This window comes from Cribrihabitans pelagius, from assembly GCF_048820915.1.
GTDB lineage: Bacteria > Pseudomonadota > Alphaproteobacteria > Rhodobacterales > Rhodobacteraceae > Cribrihabitans_A > Cribrihabitans_A pelagius.
Window position 1 is genome coordinate 111,083 of the sequence record NZ_JBMERR010000008.1, and the last position, 14,726, is coordinate 125,808.

Consider the following 14,726-nt stretch of genomic DNA (forward strand, 5'->3'; position numbering starts at 1 on the left):
GCAAGATACTTCCTTAACGGTTGTTCGGCTAGTCTTGGCGGACGTTATTCGGGGCTAAGCGGCACTTGGCACGCGATTTTCCCGGCCGGGGCCGCGTGGCGGGCTCCGCTGCGGCGGCGCGCCGGCCACCGCCGGTCAGCCCCGCGCAGCATCTGGGGAAATTTCGCGCCGCCGCCTGCGCAGATGCGCGCATGGTCTTGTGATCGGGGAGAAACTTCCCATATTCTTGCAAGAGCGGCCGCCGGAACCGGGACCGCACACACCCGTCGCTTTCGAACAAAGGACGAAGAAACGTGTCGAAACTTACTTTGGGCTCCTACCCGCACATGCTGGGGTTCGAGCAGCTGGAACGCCTCCTGGAACGCTCGGCCAAGTCGGGCAACGAGGGTTACCCCCCGTATAATATCGAACAGACCTCCGATCATTCCTACCGGATCACCCTGGCCGTCGCGGGCTTTGCCGAAGACGACATTGCCATCACTGTCGAGGACCGGCAGCTGGTGATCCGCGGCCGCCAGCGCGACGACAGCGACGGGCGGGTGTTCCTGCACCGCGGCATCGCCGCCCGCCAGTTCCAGCGCATGTTCGTGCTGGCGGATGGCGTGGAAGTCGGCGAAGCGGTGATGGAAAACGGCCTGCTGCACGTGGATCTGACCCGCGCGCGGCCGGAGACGGTGGTTCAGACGATCAACATCAGAAAGGGGTAAGAGCAATGCACACACTGTATGACTTCAAAGATGCCGGACAGCAGACCGTCTATGTGAAGACGGTCGATGTAGCCGATCTGCCCAAGGATGTGCAGGCAGGGGCAGGCGACCGGAAGCATTTCTACGCTGTGCACGACGCCGAGGGCGGGCAGCTGGCGCTGGTCGCCGACCGCCGCCTGGCATTCGTGCTGGCGCGGCAGAACGATTTCACGCCGGTGCCGGTGCACTGACGGTCCGGCTGCGGCCCATTGACGGCCGCACCGCGATTCCACAAGATGCGCGAGGCGGGCTCAGGCCCGCCTTTTTGCTGCCTGAAGGAAAGACGCGGGGAGGGTGTGATGGCACGGTTTGATTTCGATTGGGTGGACGCATTCTCGTCCCGGGCTTTTGGCGGCAACGGATGTGCGGTGGTGCATGGCGGCGCGGGCCTGCCGGAAGAGATCTGCACCGCCTATGTGCGGGAGACCTCGCTGGTCGAATGCACCTTCACCGGCCCGTCCGAAGCGGCCGATATCAAGGTGCGCTATTTCCTCGCCAGCCGCGAGATCCCTTTCGCGGGCCATCCGACGCTTGCCACCGTAGCGGCGATGCGCGACCGCGGGTTGATCGAAGGGGACAAAATCACGCTGGAGACCGGCGCCGGGCTGGTGCCGGTGCGGCTGAACGGGGACATGATCGAGATGACGCAGGTGGCGCCCGAGTTCGGCCCCTTTGCCGATCCGGCGCTGGTGGCAGCTGCGGTTTCCCTGCCCGAGGACGCGATCCTGGGCCAGCCGCGCAAGGTCTCCACCGGGCTGCCGTTCTGCGTCACTGTGCTGAAGAACCGCAAGGCACTCGAGGCGGCGCGGCTGAACCTGGACGCACTGCAGCGCCTCGGCGCCTCGCTCGGCGCTGACGGGATCGACATGATGGAGCCCTTCCTGGTGACGCTGGAGGGCGCGACCGGGGCGGGGGATACTTTCTCGCGCCTCCTTATGGCACCGCCCAGCCCGCCGGAGGATCCCTTCACCGGCTCCGCCACCGGCGCGATGGCCTCCTACCTCTGGCATCACGGTATGCTGGACAAGGCCGAGTTCATCGCCGAACAGGGCCACGGTTTGGGCCGCCCCGGCCAGGCCAGCGTGAGCCGAATCGGCACGGCGCAGGAAATCGAGGGCGTGCGGGTCGCGGGCGAGGGATTTGTGCTGATGCGCGGCACGGTGGACCTGCCGCAAAGCCTCTGAGGCCAACGGGCCGCCGCCGCCCTGCAATTCCCATGAAGGTTACCTGGCTCCGGGGTCTTCGTGCCCGGGCTTCTGGCTGCTTTTGCCGGCGCGAACCGCGGTGCTGAGCAATTCAGCGCGGGGCCGAGGTTAGCCCTTTACCATTTCTTAGACGCGTGTGGGGAATAGTCCCAAGAGCTGCATTTGCTTCAAAACAAGGAAAAACAGAAGTTGCTCCAAAGACAGACGCCCCGGCCTTCGCAAAACGATCCACTGCAAGACGCGCAAGAAGCAGAAAGACTGGTCCAGCTCGCAAAATCGGAACCTCTGGCCGATGGCGGCCTCCGGACATCGCAGATCCTTTCGGAGGCTCTCACCAAGGATCCGCACCACCATGAGGCGCAGGTGCTGCAAGAACGGCTGCATCAGATGTTCGTCCCCCGCTGGCATTTCCCGATGCTTGCCGACAAGGCGCGCAACAGCGCCTATGCCAAGGCCATCGCGGCGAAAGTGCGGCCGGGCGATGTGGTTCTGGATATCGGCTGCGGTGCCGGTCTGACGGCGATGCTGGCGGCGCGCGCCGGTGCCAAGCATGTCTACACCTGCGAGCAGCAACCGTTAATCGCTGAGGCCGCAGCGCGTGTGATCGCAGAAAACGGCCTGAGTGACCGCATCACGGTCATCGCGAAATGGTCGCATGATATCGTCATCGGGGAGGATATGCCGGGACCGGCGGATGTCGTGATCTCGGAAATCGTCGACACCGTTCTGCTTGGCGAAGGGGCGCTTGCGACGCTCACCCATGCCATGCGTGCGCTGGCCAAGCCGGACGCACGGGCAATTCCCGAACGCGGGACGCTGATGGCGCAGCTTGTCGAAAGCCCAAAACTTCTGGACCTCTGGCGGCCGCAAGAGGCGGAAGGGTTCGATCTGCGGGCGTTTAATCGCTTTGCAAGCATTGCGCAATTGACGCCAAACGATCTGGAAGCCAGTGAGTTGCGCTCCCTGGGCCCGGCGGCCGAGCTTTTCGAGTTTGATTTCACCAGGCCAAACATCAATCCCGCGCGCACAACGGAAGATCTTGCCTGCACCGCCTCCGGCTCCGCCCATGCGGTCTTTGTCAGTTTTGAGATGCAGCTTGCTCCCGGCATTCTGGTGGCAAACGGATTGGAGACCGGCGGCCATTGGGGGCGCACGGCTTTCTTGCTGGACCGTCCGGAATTTGCTGGTGCGGGGGACCGGTTGAGGATTACCGCGCAGCATGACGCGTCCCAGTTGAGCCTGTCCGTGCACGATTGGCTGCCCCGCATGGAAGAAGCCGAACATGCTGCGGTCTGGATGCTGGGGGCGTGGAATGCGGGCCAGCGTCCGCGGGCGCGCGAAGGTCTTTCCTCACGTGCGAGCGCGATTTGGAGCCCATCATATGCCAAGGGCATCGAAAACCAAGGCCGTTCTTATCATTAGAAAAGCTGATGGACTGCTGACGGATTCCGGGGACCAGCCATGTGATGGCGGATGCCGGCACCGGACATATCGCGCCTGGAAACGGAAAACGGCCCGCCAATCGGCGGGCCGTTCTTGTCTCGCTACCGTCTGGATCAGCCGGCGATGAGCCCCATGCTTTCCAGCTTCAACAGTACCTGGTGGGCGCAGTTGTCGACATCGGTGCCTTCGGTTTCGACCCGCAGTTCCGGGTTCTGGGGCACGTCGTAGGGGTCGGAGATGCCGGTGAACTCCTTGATCTTGCCTTCACGCGCCAGCTTGTAGAGCCCTTTGCGGTCACGGCGCTCGCATTCCTCGATCGTGGTGGCAACATGCACCTCGATGAAGGCGCCGAACTGCTCGACATCCTCGCGCACTGCGCGGCGGGTAGTGGCGTAGGGCGCGATCGGGGCGCAGATGGCGATGCCGCCGTTCTTGGTGATCTCGGAGGCGACATAGCCGATGCGGCGGATGTTAAGATCACGGTGCTCTTTCGAGAAGCCCAGCTCGGACGAAAGGTTCTTCCTCACGATGTCGCCATCGAGCAGCGTCACCGGGCGGCCGCCCATCTCCATCAGCTTGACCATCAGCGCGTTGGCGATGGTGGATTTGCCGGAGCCGGAGAAGCCGGTGAAGAACACGGTGAAGCCCTGCTTGGAGCGCGGCGGCTTGGTCTTGCGCAGCTCGGTCACCACCTCGGGGAAGGAGAACCACTCGGGGATCTCCAGACCTTCGGACAGACGGCGGCGCAATTCGGTGCCGGAGATGTTGAGGATGGTGACGTTGTCCTTGTCCTCGATCTCGTCGTTGGGCTCGTACTGGGCGCGCTCCTGCACATAGACCATGTGCTTAAAGTCAACCATTTCGACGCCGATTTCCTTTTGGTGCTCGCGGAACAGGTCCTGGGCATCATAGGGGCCGTAGAAATCTTCGCCCTGGCTGTTCTTGCCGGGGCCCGCGTGGTCGCGGCCGACGATGAAATGGGTGCAGCCGTGGTTGGCGCGGATCAGCCCGTGCCAGACCGCCTCGCGCGGGCCTGCCATGCGCATCGCCAGGTTCAAGAGCGACATCGAGGTGGTGGCGGCCGGGTATTTGTCCAGCACCGCCTCGTAGCAGCGCACGCGGGTGAAGTGGTCCACGTCGCCCGGCTTGGTCATGCCGACAACCGGGTGGATCAGCAGGTTGGCCTGGGCTTCCTTGGCGGCGCGGAAGGTCAGTTCCTGGTGCGCACGGTGCAGCGGGTTGCGGGTCTGGAAGGCGACGATCTTGCGCCAGCCCAGCTTGCGGAAGTAGGCGCGCAGCTCGTTCGGGGTGTCGCGGCGGCCGCGGAAGTCATAGTGCACGGGCTGCTGGATGCCGGTCACGGGACCGCCCAGGTAGACCTTGCCTGCGCTGTTGTGCAGGTAGTTGACGGCCGGGTGCGCATCGTCATCGGCGCCAAAGACCTTCTCGGCCTCGCGCGCCTTGTTCGGGGTCCAGCTGTCGGTCACGGTCATGGTGGCCAGGATCACGCCTTCCTGGTCGCGCAGCGCGATGTCTTCGCCGACCTCCAGCGAGGCGGCGAAGTCTTCGGACACGTCCAGGGTGATCGGCATCGGCCACAGGGTGCCGTCGGCCAGGCGCATGTCTTCAACGACGCCATTGTAATCTTCTTCCGACAGGAATCCCTTCAGCGGGTTGAAGCCGCCGTTCATCAAAAGTTCCAGATCGCAGATCTGGCGCGGGCTCAGGTCGTGGCTCTTCAGGCTGGCCGCTTCGACCTTCAGTTTCTGCGCAGAGTCGTAAGATACGTAAAGCTCGGGGATCGGGGCCAAATTGCTCAACATCGTCATGGGAAGTCTCTCATCACTGTCCACAAGGGGCGCGGCGGCGCGCGGTTCTGCGGGCGCAATAACCTGCGGTGGTAAAGAATGTCTAGCGCCGCAGGGAAAAGCGGGGGGAAAAAGGACGATGTGTGCCTGAGGCGCCCGAAACGGGCAGTTATCCGCCCTTGGGCCTGCCGGTTGGAAGATGATTTGGTTGAGGCCCGGCGCCGGATGGCGGCTGTTCGCCAGCCAGCAGGCGGGTAAGGGCGGCGGCCCGGCGGACGGGCAGGGCAGGCAATGGCCGGGAGAGGCCGCGCAGCTGAATGTCCTGAAGTGCCAGATCGCCGGGGGTGTGGCCCGCCGCCTCCAGCACCGGCGCAGAGACCAGAAGCTCCAGCCCCAGCTCCTTTGTCTTGGCCTCCAGCCGGCTGGCGGTGTTGACGGTGCCGCCAATGATGGTGCGCGTGGCGTGGCCCAGGCTGCCGATCTCGCCCAGTACCAGCTCGCCGAGGTGCAGACCGATGCCGATCTTCACTGCGGGCTCGCCCTGTTCCGCGAGCGCCTGGTTGAAACGTTCCAGTGCCACCCCGATGGCTGCCGCGGCCGCCAGTCCGGCGCGGGCGGAGCGGGCGGGCGAGGGCGCCTCGAACAGCGCAAGCAGCCCGTCGCCGAGGTATTTGTCGACGCTGCCGCCTGCCTCGGTGATCGCGGGCACCACCGCATCAAAGAAGCGGTTGAGCAGGAACACCACGTCATAGGGCAGATGGCCCGCGGTGCGGGCGGTGAAGCCGCGCATGTCGAGAAACAGGATCGCCAGCTGCCGCTCGCTGCCCTGGCTGGCATGGGCGCGGCCCTTGCGGCCGTCGGGGCGGAACATGCGCGCCACGGTGAGCGGCGCCGTCGGCCGGATCTGGCAGGCAAGCCGCATGTTGCCGGGGGCATTGACCGCGGCGAGGCTGCGGGCTTCGGGCGGCGCGGGAGGCGGCAGGCTTTCGCCGCCTTCCTCCACCACCACGCGGCAGGTGGTGCAGCGCCCCTTGCCGCCGCAGAGCGAGGCATGCGGCACGCCGTTGGCCCGAGACATCTCCAAAAGCGTCATGCCGCGCTCGCCCGTGATTTCGGGCCCATAGGCATAGCGGATCCGGACCCGGCGGCGGCGGCCGGGCAGCTTGCGCAGCAGGTAGGCCGCCGCGGTGAGCGCGAGCAGCAGCAGGAAGGCCTCGATCCAGCCGCGCTCGGTCTCGCGCAGAGCGTCGAAAACAGGCCGCGCGGGCCAGTTGAAGCCCTCCATCAGCGCGGCGCGCTGGCTGCCTTCGACGAACAGGGCATGGATGCGGCGGCCTTCGGTCAGAAGCCCCGCCAGGGCAAAGCCGGGCACGAAGACCGCAAGCCCCGCCATCCACGGGATCAGCCGCCGCCACCAGCGGGTCAGCCGCAGCCAGTAGTGCAGCCCGATGCAGCCGTGAATCCAGACCGCGAGGAGCAGCGCCGATTGCTTCCAGACCGCGGGCGAGTCCCACATCAGCACGATGATATAGGGCAACTCGTCATTCACCCCGAAAAACTCGTGCGAATAGCGGGTGTAGGCCAGATGGCTCAGGAGCTGCAGCGGGATCAGCAGGCCGAGCACGGTTTGCAGGCCCTCGCCAAAGGGCATCCTCAAAGAGCGCCGCCGCGCCAGCCGCCACAGCGCAAGACCGGGGTGCAGGATCAGAGAGGCATAAAGGATAAGGCTGCCCGCCAGGCTGCGGGTGATCCATTGCCGGGCGTCCTGGAAGGACTCCATCCAAGCAGGCGACAACAGGCCGAGACCGATGTTCAGGAAATGGAAGAAGGCATAGGTCAGAAGCACCAGCCCGGTGACGATGCGGGTACGGGTGATCCAGTCGCCTCTCCACAGCGGGCTTGCCACCGGCACCTCCGTTCCCCGCGTCCCATTTACAGAGTGCGGGGCGGCGCGTTGCGGGTCAAGACAGGGCGGCGCGGCTCCGGCAGGGCGGACGGCGGCCAAATTATGGAGATGTCCGCAATCCGAGCTGGCCCGCCGTGAGGATTGATCCGCCAAAGCCCCCGGGCAGGAAGCCGCGCATCGCCGCCGTGTGGGCGCGCACCGGAGATGCGCAGCGGACTTCGGCCTTGTGCCGCGCTGGGAGAAAATTGGGTGGGGAGATGGAAGGCATTTGATGCGGCTGCGTGAAACGCGCGTTGATGAGGCATCTTTCCGGGAGCAGCGGCTTACCAATCCGATGAGAGGATCTTTCAAAAACACAAACGCGGCGGGGGTTCCGCCGCGTTCCAAAAAGCTCAAGCCGGGCGCTTCACGGGCGCAGGCGGATCACTCCTGCCCGGCCAGGAAACGCTCGGCGTCCAGCGCCGCCATGCAGCCCATGCCGGCCGAGGTCACCGCCTGGCGGTAGACGTGGTCGGTCAGATCGCCAGCCGCGAAGATGCCGGGGATCGAGGTCTCGGTGGTGCCGGGCTTCACCTTGACGTAGCCGCCGTTGTGCAGCTCCAGCACGTCCTTCACCAGCTCGTTGGCGGGCGCGTGGCCGATCGCAACGAAGACGCCTTTGCAGGGGATTTCCTTCAACTCGCCGGTTTGGACGTTCTTCACCACCACGCCTTCGACGCCCAGCGGGTTTTCGGTGCCGACGACCTCTTCCAGGGTGTGGAACCACAGGGTTTCGATCTTCTCGTTCTTCATCATCCGGTCGATCAGGATCTTTTCCGCGCGCAGTTCGTCGCGGCGGTGGACCAGCGTGACCTTGGAGGCGAAGTTGGTCAGGAACAGCGCTTCCTCGACGGCGGTGTTGCCGCCGCCGATCACCACGATCTCCTGGCCGCGGTAGAAGAAACCGTCGCAGGTGGCGCAGGCGGAAACGCCGAAGCCCTTGAACTTCTCTTCGCTTTCCAGCCCCAGCCACTTGGCGCGCGCGCCGGTCGCCAGGATCACCGCGTCAGCGGTATAGGTGGTGCCGCTGTCGCCGCGTGCCGCGAACGGGCGCTTGGAAGTGTCGAGCGAGGTGATGATGTCGCCCACGACGTCGCAGCCCATCGCCTTGGCGTGGTCCTGCATGCGCACCATCAGGTCGGGACCCTGCACCTCGGTGTCGCCGGGCCAGTTCTCCACTTCGGTGGTGGTGGTCAGCTGGCCGCCGGGCTCGATGCCCTGGACCAGGACCGGTTCCAGCATGGCGCGGGCGGCATAGACCCCCGCGGTATAGCCGGCGGGCCCGGACCCGATGATCAGAACCTTGGTGTGGCGCGTGTCGCTCATCTCTATTCCCCACGTGATGCAGCCTGGCGGGCTTGCCGCCGTCAGGCATTGCATATAGCTGCCCGCTCCGCAGGCTTAAACCCCCGGCAGCGGCAGCCGCTATGCAGCCAGCGGGTAAATGGGGTTGAATTTCCGGATGGCAAAGAATATTGCGCGCCCCTGAAATATTGTTGCGCGCTCGCGCGGCAGTGCTATAACAACCGAAAATCCATAGGAGTTCCGGCATGGTCACGACGCGTCTTGATCCGATTGATCGCATGATTCTCTCGGAGCTTCAGGCCGATGGGCGGATGACGAATGTCGAGCTGGCCAAGCGGGTCGGCATCTCGGCACCGCCTTGCCTGCGCCGGGTACGGGCGCTGGAGGAGGCCGGGCTGATCCGCGGCTATCATGCGGAAGTGAACGCGCGCGAGCTGGGCTTCGAGGTGCAGGTTTTTGCCATGGTCGGGCTGGAGAGCCAGGCCGAGGGTGAGCTGAGCGCATTCGAGGAGAAATGCCGCGGCTGGCCGCTGGTGCGCGAGTGCCACATGCTGAACGGCGAGGTGGACTTCATCCTGAAATGCGTCTCCCCCGATCTCAGCACTTTCCAGAGCTTCCTGACCGGCGACCTGCTCACCACGCCAAATGTTGCCAGCGTCAAGACCTCCCTGGTGATCCGCGGCGCCAAGGATGACCCCGGCGTGCCGTTCGAGGTGCTGGAGGAGCGGCTGGCGCGCGAGGCCTGACCGCTCCGTTTCCAGCCGCGGTTCCGGTTCAGACCGCCAGCGCCTGCGGCAGGCCGGGCGCGCCATCAGCGCGGGTGTAAGCCAGCGGGCCGAAATCCGCGATACTGCTGGCGTGACTGAACATGTTCAGAAACAGCGTCTTGATCGGATAGCTCACAAGCTTCAGCGCATCCGGCCCCGGGTGGTAGCTTTCGAACGCCAGCCCGCCCACGCTGATCGCCGCATGGCGCGGCAGGCAGAGGTGGTAGAGTTCCACCGGCGCGGGCGGAGCGGTCTCGAAAATGTTCATGCCGTCGCGGAAGTCGGCGGCCGGGGTCAAAAGCGGCCCGGTGCCGGCCCGGGCGCGCAGATGCGGCGGCGTGCGCAGCAGCCGCGCGGCCGGCCCGGCCACCATGGAGGCAGAGGGCCGGGTCAGGCCCAGGCTGTCGGCCATGAAGCTGGTGAGGCCGGCGCCGCAGCCGCGGCCGTCCTCACGGCCGGGGACCAGCGTGGTGCGGCCGATCCAGATGAGCGTCTGGCTGCCGCCGCCTGCGGTTGCGATTTCATCCCCCGGCAGCAGGTCTTCCACCGCGACGGGCCCGTGCGCGGTCTCGACCAGTGAGCCGCGGCTGAAGGCGCAGAAGGCATTCTCGAAAAGCGGCAGGGCGGGACCGGTGTGGCGGGTTTCCACGATGCTGCCGTTGTCCAGCAGGCTGGTCACGTCATAGCGGCGCAGCTGCGGCTTGGCGGCCGGGCGCGGCTGGGGCTGACCCTGAACGAGAGATACGGCCTCAACGGCGCCGGCTGCCGCACGCGGCAGGATGTGGGGGATCGTCATGAGTACAAAACCTTTCTTATCAAACTGCCCGTTTGCATCGGCCCCCACCGGCAATACAGACGCGCTTGAGCACTGGGATGCGTCCAACCTGGCGGGTTTTGGTTCAAATTGTCAAAAAATCTGAAGCGAACTGGTTAATGCGCGGCCAGTGAAACAAGCCCCCGCGCGGCCCGGTCCGGACTGCGGGAGATGCGGCGCTGGAAGACACGGTTAGCGGGAAATTCCTAACGAACGGTCAAGATGCGGAGGCCCCGGCTGCCGGCCCGCCGGTCCGCTTCAGCCACTGTTCGATGCGCCTTTGTTGCGTGCTTCGCGGAGGCGGCGGGCCCAAGGCGGGGCGGGCTGCGGAGACTGCGCTGCACGCACACTGAAGGAAAGGAAGCGTGACTTCATGGTCGTTCTCCTGTGCAAACTGCCCGGATGCGTCCGGCGGGGTCATCGTTGCCGTCAGGGTATCGGTAAGCTTTGCGGTGCCAATATGGCCCCCGCGTGGCAATCCGCCGGGTGGCGGCCCTTCATGTACCCGCGCCGGGCCGGGTCCGCTGGTCCTTGTCTGAAAGGCGATTGCGGAGCCGCCTGCCGGGGAAATGCGGGAGGTCCGGCACAAAGCTGTCGCAATCGGCAGCGCGGCGGCGGTTCGGGTGTTAACCCTGATTCACAGCCGGATACAGGAGATCAGCCGGCCGTAGTCGGCTTCCTTCGCATGGGTGGCGCGGCGGTAGGAGAAGAACTTTGCCGGGTCGGAGTAGGTGCAGTGCCGGGTCCACTCGGCGGCCTCAACACCCGCTTCGCGCAGCTTGAACAGCCCCAGACCGGGCAAGTCGAAGAGGTAACGGTCGCCTTCGCCATTGGCAAAAAAACGCGCATAGAAGGGGTTCTCAACGATAAAATCATCGAAAAATCCGGGGCCGACTTCGTACGCGCGCTGCGAAATTGTCGGACCGATCACCGCAACCGTGCGGCTGCGCGCGGCGCCCAGGCCCTCCATCGCATCCAGCGTTGCCTCCAGCACCCCGTCCAGCGTGCCGCGCCAGCCCGCGTGGGCGGCGCCGATCACGCCCGCCTCGGGGTCGCTGAACAGCACCGGCTGGCAGTCGGCGGTGAGGATCGACAGCACCAGCCCCGGCACATTGGTGACCATCGCGTCGGCCTCCGCCCGCGGAGCATCGGCGCGGGTTACCACTTCGACCTTGGCGCTGTGGATCTGATGCACGCCCGCCAGGTTTGCTGGTGCCACATCCATCGCGGCCGCCACCCGGGCACGGTTCAAATGCACCGCCTCGCGCTGATCGGAGGAGCCAAGCCCGCAGTTCAGCCCCTTAAACACCCCCGACGACGCCCCCCCCTTGCGGGTGAAGAACCCGTGCCGGACCGGGGCGAGAAGGTCAGAGGTGAGTATCTCCAGCGTCATGCGAGCAATCCTGGTGGCGGTGTGGCGGCGGCGGGAAACAGGGCAAGAGTTTTGAACAGGTTTCCCATTTCCTCCGGGTGCGTCAACCGCCGATGTGCGGCAACCAGGTTCTCCAGCGCTTCGCCTTCCAGTGGTGCTGCCAATGCGCGGGCGCGGTCCGTGATGCCGAGCCGCTCCAGGAATACCCCCTGCGGTGTCAGGCGCGAAACCGCGCAACCTTCGGATTTTGCTGCCAGGGTGAGCGCCTCGAAGTCCACGTGCACGGTCAGGTCGGCGCTGCCGGGAGCGGCGAGGGGATCGCAGCTTTGATGCCCGCTGAGTGCCTGCAGCGTGTCCCCGAGCGAGCGCCAGTCGCCATAATCCACGATCAGCGCGGCGCCACCGTGCTTTGCGATTCGCGCGGCGATTGCCGCGGTGATCGGCGCCGCCGCCTCGCAGAACTCGACCAGATCGCCCTCGCGGGTGTCCTGAAGGCGGTGCGCCAGCGCAGGCTGCGGCGCTGCCGCGCCCAAGCCGAAGGCCAGCGCATCCTCGCGCAGGCCAATGCGCCGCTCGCTCCAGCCCGCGCCGCTGCGGATGAACTGGCGCACCGGCAGCGCGTCGAAAAACTCGTTGGCGATCAGGAACAGCGGCTGCTGCGGCAGCGCCTCCGCCGTATCGCACCACTGCGGCTGATAGCCCGAAAGCGTCTCTGCTTGCCGTTTGCGCAGAGCGGGAGAGGCCTCGACCAGGCGGATCTGCATGGCGGCCTGGAAGCCCGGCACGCCGCGGGTGGCGCGCAAGAGGTCCGCCATCAGCGTGCCGCGGCCGGGGCCCAGCTCGGCCAGGGTGAAGGGCGCGGGCGCGCCCTGATCCAGCCAGGCCTGCGCCAGCGACAGACCCAGAAGCTCGCCGAACATCTGGCTGATCTCCGGCGCGGTTGTGAAATCGCCCGCCGCGCCAAAGGGATCGCGGGTGCTGTAATACCCCTCCTGCGGGTCGAGCAGGCAGGCGGCCATGTAGTCGGCGACCGAAATCGGGCCTTCGGCCCGGATGCGGGCCTTCAGGCGGTCGGCAAGCCTCATGCCGCGCTCCGCGCGCGCTTCAGTGCCCGCAGCAGGAAGACCAGTCCCAGCGCAATCATCGGCAGCGACAGGATTTGCCCCATGGTGAGCCCGTAGCCGCTGATATGCCACGCGAGCCCCAGCGGGTTGCCGGGGGTGACGAATTGCGCATCGGGCTGGCGCACTAACTCCACCAGGAAGCGCGCCAGGCCATAGCCCGCAAGGAACGTCCCCAGGATCAACCCCGGCCGGTGGAACGCGCCGCGCCGCCAGGCCATCCACAAAAGCAGAACGCCCAGGATCAGCCCCTCCATCGCCGCCTCATACAGCTGCGAGGGGTGGCGCGCGCAGAGCTCCCCGAGCGCCTGGCCGCAGTCCTGCGCAGCGCGGCCCGGGAAGGCGACGCCCCAGGGAAGGTCGGTCGGGCGGCCCCAAAGCTCGGCATTGACGAAATTGGCAATCCGCCCGAGCAGCAGCCCCGGCGGCACAGTGTGGGCGATCAGGTCGGCGATCTGCAGCTTGGGGATTTTGTGGCGCTGCGCATAAATCAGCACCGCCAGCACCACCCCCAGAAGCCCGCCATGAAAGGCCATGCCGCCCTGCCAGATCCGCAGGATCTCGCCCGGGTTCGCGAAGTAGTAGGCCGGCTGGTAGAACAGCACAAAGCCGAGCCGCCCGCCAAAGATCACGCCGAGGATGATCCAGGTCAGCAGATCCTCCATCTGCTGCGGCTGCATCGGCGGCGTCTGCGCGGGCCAGAGCGCGGGGCGGCGAAGCGCCGCGACGGCGAGCCGCCAGGCAATCACAATACCCGCAATATAGGCCAGCGCATACCAGCGCAGAGCGAACTCCATGCCGCCGATGGCGATAGAAAAGATCTCGGGCGAAAGGTCGGGGAAGGGGATCATGGCCTGCATGGAGTCTCAATGCCTCTGCATCTTGGGGGAAGTCAACGGCTTGCCGCGACGGCTTTGCTTGCCCATATAGGAAGCAGCCCTGAGACGGAGTAGACAATGCAGAGCCGCAACAAGATCCTGGACGACATCTCCCAGCTGATGACCAACGCAATGGGCGTGGCCCAGGGCGCGCGGGAGGAAGCGGAAACCGCGATGAAGAGCATGATCGACCGCTGGCTGGCCGACCGCGATTTCGTCACCCGCGAGGAATTCGACGCGGTGCGCGCGATGGCGCAGAAGGCGCGCGAGGAAAACGCGGCGCTGAAGGCGCGCCTGGACGCGCTGGAGGCCGCGGGCGGTGCGGCCGCAGGCGGCAGCGCGCAGCAGGCGGACGGCTGAGCGAAAAGGCCGCACACAAGTGCACGGCGCGCCGCGGCTCCGGTCCGGCGCGTTTTTTGCATTTGGCCCCTCCTAACGCTGCCTGGATTTCGAGCGGGTTCTGGTCGCTTTCCGCCCGCCGGGTCGGAAACCGCACAGCTTGATGCGCCGATTCCGCTAGAAGCCTCCTCTGGTTTAGAAGAAGGTCACAGCCATGGTTGCGGTTTTTTCGGTGCCGAATGCGTTCACGATGCGGGAATGCGCGGAAATTATTACCCTTGCCAAAGCCGCCCCCGCCAGCGAGGCGCTGCTGGTCGGCCGCAACCGCGACCACAACCTGCGCCGCGGCGGGCTGGTCTGGCTGGACGACGTGGCCGGAACGGGCTGGGTCATGCAGCGGCTGATCTCGCTGGTGCGCCGGGCCAATCGCGAGGCTTTCGATTTCGACCTGCGCGAATTTGCCGAAAGCCCGCAGGTCGCCAGCTACAGGGCCAGCGACGGCGGCCTTTTTGCCTGGCATTCCGATATCGGCGACGGGCCGGTCGCGGGCAAGCGCAAGCTCACGCTTGTTGTGCAGCTCAGCAAGCCTGGCGCCTATGATGGCGGCGATCTCGAGGTCATGCCGGGCGCCCAAGTGGTCCCGGCTAGCCGCAGCCAGGGCAGCGCCACGGTGTTCCCAAGCTTCCTGCTGCACCAAGTAACGCCGGTCACCCGCGGTGAGCGCAAGTCGCTGACGGTCTGGGCACACGGCCCCGCCTTCCGCTGACCTCTGCCCTTCGCTGAACAGGGCTGCAGTGCGCCAGTCCCGCCGGGGCTGGCGCACTGCAGAATTTTCAATATCATACATTGTTGCGGCGCAGCAAAAGCCGAGGGCGGCGCGTTTGGCCCGGCAGGCTCCTTAAGCCGGCATTTTGGGGTCTGTGGATAGTTCATCCACAAGTTATTGCAGATATCCCCAAATAAAGGGTTGCTACGCTGCTAAT

General features: G+C 65.8%; 14 protein-coding genes. 7 read left to right on the forward strand and 7 right to left on the reverse strand.

Features of this window, described 5'->3' with window-relative positions; all coding sequences use genetic code 11:
• The first annotated feature begins 293 nt into the window (after positions 1 to 293).
• The 4 genes from ACOHX0_RS09265 to ACOHX0_RS09280 all read left to right on the forward strand — a co-directional run bounded on the left by ACOHX0_RS09265 (position 294) and on the right by ACOHX0_RS09280 (position 3,373).
• The gene (locus ACOHX0_RS09265) at positions 294 to 707 is read left to right on the forward strand and encodes an Hsp20 family protein (RefSeq protein ID WP_420676392.1); all 414 of its coding nucleotides are present in this window, start codon (positions 294 to 296) and stop codon (positions 705 to 707) included.
• 5 nt (positions 708 to 712) lie between these two features.
• Entirely contained in the window at positions 713 to 937 is a 225-nt protein-coding gene (locus ACOHX0_RS09270; RefSeq protein ID WP_420676393.1) for a DUF1150 family protein, read from the forward strand.
• Between the two features lie 108 nt (positions 938 to 1,045).
• Positions 1,046 to 1,930 (forward strand): PhzF family phenazine biosynthesis protein, encoded by an 885-nt coding sequence (locus ACOHX0_RS09275; RefSeq protein ID WP_420676394.1) that lies wholly within the window; start codon positions 1,046 to 1,048, stop codon positions 1,928 to 1,930.
• Between the two features lie 210 nt (positions 1,931 to 2,140).
• Positions 2,141 to 3,373: a class I SAM-dependent methyltransferase gene (locus ACOHX0_RS09280; RefSeq protein WP_420676466.1), complete on the forward strand. Its 1,233-nt coding sequence runs from the start codon at positions 2,141 to 2,143 to the stop codon at positions 3,371 to 3,373.
• Positions 3,374 to 3,507: 134 nt separating this feature from the next.
• On the opposite strand, the gene ACOHX0_RS09285 is transcribed toward ACOHX0_RS09280, so the two are convergent.
• The 3 genes from ACOHX0_RS09285 to trxB all read right to left on the reverse strand — a co-directional run bounded on the left by ACOHX0_RS09285 (position 3,508) and on the right by trxB (position 8,473).
• Positions 3,508 to 5,223, reverse strand: a complete 1,716-nt coding sequence (locus tag ACOHX0_RS09285) for a bifunctional sulfate adenylyltransferase/adenylylsulfate kinase (RefSeq protein ID WP_420676395.1) — start codon at positions 5,221 to 5,223, stop codon at positions 3,508 to 3,510.
• Positions 5,224 to 5,371: 148 nt separating this feature from the next.
• Positions 5,372 to 7,108, reverse strand: a complete 1,737-nt coding sequence (locus ACOHX0_RS09290) for an adenylate/guanylate cyclase domain-containing protein (RefSeq protein ID WP_420676396.1) — start codon at positions 7,106 to 7,108, stop codon at positions 5,372 to 5,374.
• Between the two features lie 423 nt (positions 7,109 to 7,531).
• The gene (trxB, locus tag ACOHX0_RS09295; RefSeq protein ID WP_420676397.1) at positions 7,532 to 8,473 is read right to left on the reverse strand and encodes a thioredoxin-disulfide reductase; all 942 of its coding nucleotides are present in this window, start codon (positions 8,471 to 8,473) and stop codon (positions 7,532 to 7,534) included.
• 224 nt (positions 8,474 to 8,697) lie between these two features.
• On the opposite strand from trxB, the gene ACOHX0_RS09300 reads away from it, so the two are divergent.
• Positions 8,698 to 9,198, forward strand: coding sequence for an Lrp/AsnC family transcriptional regulator (locus tag ACOHX0_RS09300; protein WP_420676398.1), 501 nt, complete (start codon positions 8,698 to 8,700; stop codon positions 9,196 to 9,198).
• Positions 9,199 to 9,226: 28 nt separating this feature from the next.
• On the opposite strand, the gene ACOHX0_RS09305 is transcribed toward ACOHX0_RS09300, so the two are convergent.
• The 4 genes from ACOHX0_RS09305 to lgt all read right to left on the reverse strand — a co-directional run bounded on the left by ACOHX0_RS09305 (position 9,227) and on the right by lgt (position 13,386).
• The gene (locus ACOHX0_RS09305) at positions 9,227 to 10,015 is read right to left on the reverse strand and encodes a Hint domain-containing protein (RefSeq protein ID WP_420676399.1); all 789 of its coding nucleotides are present in this window, start codon (positions 10,013 to 10,015) and stop codon (positions 9,227 to 9,229) included.
• 655 nt (positions 10,016 to 10,670) lie between these two features.
• Positions 10,671 to 11,426 (reverse strand): peptidoglycan editing factor PgeF, encoded by a 756-nt coding sequence (pgeF, locus tag ACOHX0_RS09310; protein WP_420676400.1) that lies wholly within the window; start codon positions 11,424 to 11,426, stop codon positions 10,671 to 10,673.
• The gene (locus ACOHX0_RS09315) at positions 11,423 to 12,490 is read right to left on the reverse strand and encodes a class I SAM-dependent methyltransferase (RefSeq protein WP_420676401.1); all 1,068 of its coding nucleotides are present in this window, start codon (positions 12,488 to 12,490) and stop codon (positions 11,423 to 11,425) included. The genes pgeF and ACOHX0_RS09315 overlap by 4 nt, the downstream gene beginning before the upstream one ends.
• Complete coding sequence (gene lgt / locus ACOHX0_RS09320) at positions 12,487 to 13,386, reverse strand: prolipoprotein diacylglyceryl transferase (protein WP_420676402.1); 900 nt, start codon at positions 13,384 to 13,386, stop codon at positions 12,487 to 12,489. Before lgt ends, ACOHX0_RS09315 begins: the two co-directional genes overlap by 4 nt.
• A gap of 96 nt (positions 13,387 to 13,482) precedes the next feature.
• On the opposite strand from lgt, the gene ACOHX0_RS09325 reads away from it, so the two are divergent.
• Together ACOHX0_RS09325 and ACOHX0_RS09330 are read left to right on the forward strand one after the other, a co-directional pair.
• Complete coding sequence (locus ACOHX0_RS09325) at positions 13,483 to 13,764, forward strand: accessory factor UbiK family protein (protein WP_420676403.1); 282 nt, start codon at positions 13,483 to 13,485, stop codon at positions 13,762 to 13,764.
• A 193-nt stretch (positions 13,765 to 13,957) separates the two neighbouring features.
• Positions 13,958 to 14,509, forward strand: a complete 552-nt coding sequence (locus ACOHX0_RS09330) for a 2OG-Fe(II) oxygenase (protein WP_420676404.1) — start codon at positions 13,958 to 13,960, stop codon at positions 14,507 to 14,509.
• Positions 14,510 to 14,726 lie beyond the last annotated feature (217 nt).

Bases quoted from the DNA above. Each gene is read 5' to 3' on its own strand.
- ACOHX0_RS09285 (WP_420676395.1), bottom strand. From the start codon at position 5,223: ATGACGATGTTGAGCAATTTGGCCCCGATCCCCGAGCTTTACGTATCT.
- trxB (WP_420676397.1), bottom strand. From the start codon at position 8,473: ATGAGCGACACGCGCCACACCAAGGTTCTGATCATCGGGTCCGGGCCC.
- lgt (WP_420676402.1), bottom strand. From the start codon at position 13,386: ATGCAGGCCATGATCCCCTTCCCCGACCTTTCGCCCGAGATCTTTTCT.
- pgeF (WP_420676400.1), bottom strand. From the start codon at position 11,426: ATGACGCTGGAGATACTCACCTCTGACCTTCTCGCCCCGGTCCGGCAC.
- ACOHX0_RS09325 (WP_420676403.1), top strand. From the start codon at position 13,483: ATGCAGAGCCGCAACAAGATCCTGGACGACATCTCCCAGCTGATGACC.
- ACOHX0_RS09330 (WP_420676404.1), top strand. From the start codon at position 13,958: ATGGTTGCGGTTTTTTCGGTGCCGAATGCGTTCACGATGCGGGAATGC.
- ACOHX0_RS09305 (WP_420676399.1), bottom strand. From the start codon at position 10,015: ATGACGATCCCCCACATCCTGCCGCGTGCGGCAGCCGGCGCCGTTGAG.
- ACOHX0_RS09275 (WP_420676394.1), top strand. From the start codon at position 1,046: ATGGCACGGTTTGATTTCGATTGGGTGGACGCATTCTCGTCCCGGGCT.
- ACOHX0_RS09315 (WP_420676401.1), bottom strand. From the start codon at position 12,490: ATGAGGCTTGCCGACCGCCTGAAGGCCCGCATCCGGGCCGAAGGCCCG.
- ACOHX0_RS09270 (WP_420676393.1), top strand. From the start codon at position 713: ATGCACACACTGTATGACTTCAAAGATGCCGGACAGCAGACCGTCTAT.
- ACOHX0_RS09300 (WP_420676398.1), top strand. From the start codon at position 8,698: ATGGTCACGACGCGTCTTGATCCGATTGATCGCATGATTCTCTCGGAG.